The following is a 4,956-nucleotide window of genomic DNA, read 5'->3' on the forward strand; positions in this document are numbered from 1 at the left end:
AAACTCAGAAACCTATCCCACGATGCGAAAAAGAGACGAATAAGCCTGGTGGAGTATTACAAAAACAATATCGAAAGGATGCATTATAAACTTTTTCGTAGTCAAGGCCTTATGATTGGAAGTGGTCCAATGGAAGCAGCCCATAGAACTGTTATTCAAACACGAATGAAGCGCAGTGGTCAGCGGTGGACACCTGTTGGTGCGCAGGCCATGCTCAATCTTAGAGTCATAAGAGAAAGCAATCGATGGGATTGCGTCACGAACATGCTAACACAGGCTGCGTAAAATTGAAATGCACCGTGTGTCACGAACCTGGAAAGGATGCTATACAGCCGATGAAGGAGGGCCCTTCGGAACCACTGTCCATACAGGGGTTTCAATCCACCGTAAGGTGCTTTGGTCAAAAGCCCTGGTATTGAACGTTACGGTCAAAAGGCTCCTGTAAGGGAGTTAGGAATGAGCTATGAAGATGAACGGAAGTGAACTATCGATGAAGCGTCGAAAACAAATTTGATGATGTCAGAACCTGATTTTGGTGCTAAACAGGGAGGAGCAACAAGGGTGTGTGGTTACTGTTGTTGCGGCATCCGGCGTAGAGGTGGCATGAGCATAGTTCAGGCGGTGGTATGGAACGTGAGAACCTTCGTTCTCAATGTTAAGGGAAACGGCACAAGTGGAGATCCCATGAGGCCAAACGTACCGAAGTGGGTTCAAGGGGCGGATGTCCTTGTAGTACCGATGAGTCCTTTGTAATGAAGGAGGAGGGAAGGAGGACAATTATCCGGTTTTCATTGAGAGGGAAACTGATTTTTTTTTTTTTTAGGAGAATCCAATTAATGAAGACAAGAGCATTTAATATTTCGAAAGAAGCGGTGTGGTCTGCTTACAAACGAGTAAAGGCCAACCGTGGGAGCGCTGGAGTGGACGAGGTAAGTTTAAAAGAGTTTGATAAAGATTTGAAAAACAATCTATACAAACTATGGGCAAGAATGTGTTCGGGGAGCTATATGCCACCGCCTGTTCTTTTAGTGGAGATTCCTAAGAAAGATGGCGGCGTGCGTCCTCTGGGTATACCTACGGTGTCCGATAGGATCGCTCAGACAGTAGTAAAGCAAGCCTTGGAAACTGACCTGGACAAACTGTTCCATGAGGATTCTTATGGCTATCGTCCGGGCAAATCAGCAATTGATGCAATAGGTAAGTGCCGTAGCCGTTGTTGGCAATACAATTGGGTGGTTGATCTGGATATCAAAGGATTTTTCAACAACATACCACACGACCTGTTACTGAAGGCTCTAGAACGACACACTTCTGTAAGGTGGCACTTGTTGTATATTAAACGATGGCTGTCCGCCCCAGTGCAGCAAAAAGATGGAAGCCTTCATACAAGTGAGAAAGGCACACCTCAGGGAGCTGTTGTCAGCCCTTTACTGGCGAATCTATTCTTACATTATTGTATGGATAAATGGCTTACATTGAACTATCCCAAATGTCCATTCGAACGGTACGCAGACGATGCGGTAATCCATTGCCGTACGGAAACGGAAGCTAAAAGCTTAATGGAGTCTTTAAGCCAGCGATTAAAAGACTGCGGTCTTGAGTTACATCCTGAGAAAACAAAGGTTGTGTACTGCAAAGATGGCAAACGGAAAGGAGATTACGAGATCAAAAGCTTCGACTTTCTAGGATACGGCTTTCAGCCAAGATTATGCCGGAGTAAAACTGGTATGAGCTTCGTGAGCTTTACACCTGCGATTAGCAAGAAATCCCAAAAGCATATCTTAGAGAAGGTAAGGGAGAGTAAGCAATTGCAACAAAGTCAGAGTGATCTGGTATCAATAGCAGAGGAATTAAATCCGAAACTACGAGGCTGGATAAACTATTACGGTAAATATCGTAAGAGCAAACTTGATCAAATATTATCACTGGTAGACATCCGGATAGCAAGGTGGGCACGTAAGAAATACAAAAAGTTACATGGTAGTATACAGATGTCGTTGAAATGGGTGGGAAAGGTAAAGAAATCAATGCCCAACCTATTCGTTCACTGGAGAGTGAAGCCATGTACCACCTCTGGATAATAAGAGCCGTATGACAGGAGACTGTCACGTACGGTTCTGTGAGAGGCTTGGGCTGAAATGCCCTTGCCTACTCGACCGGCTTGACCTTTCTTCATTGAAAAGTGTACGTTCTTTTGCTGACAGAATAAAGCAACGTTTGCGTAACATCAAAATCGATGTTCTTGTGCTAAATGCAGGCATTCGAGCGGCTAATAATCAAGTTAGTAGTCAAGAAGGTTTTGAATTGACATTTGCGACAAACCACCTTTCTCATTATTTATTAGCGAGATTATTTGAGCCGAATCTTACAGAAGGAGGCCGGATCATTATCACGACAAGTGACGCGCACGATCCGGCTGTTATTCCCTTTGGACCGAAAACGCTGAATATTGAGAGCTCAGGCATCCAACCGAGCATAGTCCAAAAGAAATGACATTGTATGCAGCTACAAAACTTTGTAACATGCTTACCGCCCGTTCTCTCGAAAAAGAATTTGGCGCGCGTAAAAATATCGATGTAATTGCATTTAATCCAGGATTAACCGGGGATACATCGCTGATGGCCAAGCAACCTGCAATCTTAAAATTATTGATACCCGCTATCCGGCCATTATTTTACTTAATTAGCCTGTTCAAGCCAGCATTTTTTATGGGGACGGCGAAACGTTCGGCAAAAGCGTTGGCGGAACTAGCATTAGGTAAAGTCGTTTTACCTTCTGGGAGAATTTACACTTCGCCGGTTAGGGGAAAGCTTACGTCCCAAACAGCACAAAATTGAATTCGATTCTCAGTTCTTTCAATCTTTGCGGACCTAGCTGAAACACACCGCATGTTATAGAGCAGTTACGAGAATCGATCACAACTGCATATCCATCCGCTGTGAAAGTACACTATGATGTGCTTTTTTTGTTATATGTGAAATTTAAGTTCGGGTCGGTACAGATAGTATATTTTAGTGTACGTTTTTACGAAATGCTACAACTCTCATCAGCCTGTCACGTAAAAGTATATTATTGAATACTTTTTAACGATAATTCGTGACAAAATTCGTATCTTTACTTTAAAAAGAACGTTATAATGGACTTTGTATCTATCATTGAGGCGATTAAAGCAAGACGAAAATCACTTAAGGTTACACAAAATGCGCTATCAGACTTATCTGGTGTGGCACTGGGCGCTTTAAAAAAATTTGAGTCAGGCAAAGGCAATCCTACTTTATCAACATTGAAGAAACTATGTGATGCCCTTGGCCTTGAAATCACCCTAAACGTAAAAAAAACCATTAATCCATGAGAAGTGCAAAGGTTCTTTTTAGAGGAGAGCAGGCCGGTATCCTATTGCAAGATGACAACGGCGCTTTTGAATTTCACTACCACAAACAATGGGTAGAAGACAGTTCAAAACCTCCTATCAGTTTGACTTTACCAAAAACGATTGAGACCTATCAGTCTGAATACTTGTTCCCCTTTTTCTATAACATGCTGCCGGAAGGCTCCAATAAACAAGTGGTCTGTCACTTAAACCGTATAGATCGAAACGACTACTTTGGCTTGCTGCTCACGATTGCAAAAAGCGACACTATTGGAGCTGTGACAATTATTAAAATTGAGAAGTGATGAACTTACCAGATATTCAATTTTGCCCAGGCACATTGGCGCCTGGCTATGACACTTATAGTCAGAATTGCCTGAAACGGGTCTTCGACGGCAAGCGCGTAAGCCATATTCTGAGGTATGATTCACCGGCGAGCAATCAAGACACCGATGAACTTTTTGAAGAAAACCGCAAGCGGATGTCCATATCGGGTGTTCAGGAAAAATTTTCGGTAATCCTTGATAAGAATAAATTACGATTGATCGAAGAAGGCGAGCAAGGAAATTATATTTTAAAGCCCATACCAGCCTCTGGCCGCAGGCCGGATCAAATGCCAGCCAATGAGCATCTGACTATGCAGATCGCAAGGCAGGTCTACTGTATCGAAACAGCAGAGAACGCATTGATCTTTTTTGTGGACGGAGCACAGGCCTACGTTACTAAACGATTTGACAGACGCGCCGATGGCAGGAAATGTGCGCAGGATGATTTTGCATCACTGGCGGGACGCACGCCCCAAAGCCATGGAGAGCACTATAAATACTTAGGAAGTTACCTGGAAATTTTTGAGCTGATGCAAAAGTATGTCCCTGCTTACACCGTCGAATCACCAAAATTGCTCCGCACGTTAATGTTTAACTATTTATTCTCTAACGGTGATGCGCATTTCAAAAACTTCTCATTGCTCGAAACCGATCAGGGAGACTATCGTTTGAGCCCGGCCTATGATTTGCTCAACAGCCGTATACATATCCGCGATAAAGATTTTGCACTGGACGATGGCCTTTTACCCAAAAAACTAGCCCAAGGCACAGTGATGCAGCAATTTACTTTACTAGCTGAGCTAGCACGAATCAACTCGAAAGTATTTGAAGGAATAATCTCACGTATGCTCAATGGGTCCGAACAGGTGGAGCAGTTAGTCTTTGCATCTTTCCTGGACGAAACAACAAAAAAGAATTACTTGCAGACTTATCAGGGCCGGCTTAAGCAACTTATGAAAACTGAGGTGGTTTGAAAAAGCGGCACACTTTTTTGCATAAAATTTGCAAAAAATGGATAATGAAAAAAAGTCAAAAGCGCGTCGTAACTACGAACCAGATTTCAAAGCAGAAATTCTAAAAATGTTGATTTCTGGTAAAAAAGTAAGCGAGATTTCTGAGACATTTGGAATTGCTGAAAATCTGCTGTATCGTTGGAAAACTTTATCTACAATGAAGACAAAAACCAAAACTAATGAGTCTGAAGGTAGCTCTAAATTGGTTGCTGAGAATGCCAAATTGCGAGCGGAGAATGAACGGCTT

General features: G+C 42.8%; 7 protein-coding genes and 1 pseudogene. All 8 read left to right on the plus strand.

From position 1 onward, the window contains the following. Positions 1–285 (plus strand): annotated as a pseudogene (locus E0F88_RS34160) (ISKra4-like element ISAcce1 family transposase); the annotation flags it as partial. A gap of 551 nt (positions 286–836) precedes the next feature. After that, the gene (gene ltrA / locus E0F88_RS33405) at positions 837–2,081 is read left to right on the plus strand and encodes a group II intron reverse transcriptase/maturase (protein WP_229213994.1); all 1,245 of its coding nucleotides are present in this window, start codon (positions 837–839) and stop codon (positions 2,079–2,081) included. 94 nt (positions 2,082–2,175) lie between these two features. Further along, positions 2,176–2,493 (plus strand): SDR family NAD(P)-dependent oxidoreductase, encoded by a 318-nt coding sequence (locus E0F88_RS33410; protein ID WP_165940247.1) that lies wholly within the window; start codon positions 2,176–2,178, stop codon positions 2,491–2,493. A 29-nt stretch (positions 2,494–2,522) separates the two neighbouring features. Next, entirely contained in the window at positions 2,523–2,837 is a 315-nt protein-coding gene (locus E0F88_RS33415; RefSeq protein WP_131963130.1) for a hypothetical protein, read from the plus strand. Between the two features lie 299 nt (positions 2,838–3,136). Continuing rightward, positions 3,137–3,352, plus strand: coding sequence for a helix-turn-helix domain-containing protein (locus E0F88_RS33420; RefSeq protein WP_131963132.1), 216 nt, complete (start codon positions 3,137–3,139; stop codon positions 3,350–3,352). Further along, positions 3,349–3,675: a HipA N-terminal domain-containing protein gene (locus tag E0F88_RS33425; RefSeq protein WP_131963134.1), complete on the plus strand. Its 327-nt coding sequence runs from the start codon at positions 3,349–3,351 to the stop codon at positions 3,673–3,675. Before E0F88_RS33420 ends, E0F88_RS33425 begins: the two co-directional genes overlap by 4 nt. Further along, positions 3,675–4,670, plus strand: a complete 996-nt coding sequence (locus tag E0F88_RS33430) for a HipA domain-containing protein (RefSeq protein WP_131963136.1) — start codon at positions 3,675–3,677, stop codon at positions 4,668–4,670. Before E0F88_RS33425 ends, E0F88_RS33430 begins: the two co-directional genes overlap by 1 nt. Positions 4,671–4,707: 37 nt before the next feature. Then, positions 4,708–4,956: transposase (locus E0F88_RS33435; RefSeq protein WP_165940191.1), on the plus strand; the 249-nt coding region annotated here is incomplete at its 3' end.

This window comes from Dyadobacter psychrotolerans, assembly GCF_004349265.1.
Classification (GTDB): domain Bacteria; phylum Bacteroidota; class Bacteroidia; order Cytophagales; family Spirosomataceae; genus Dyadobacter; species Dyadobacter psychrotolerans.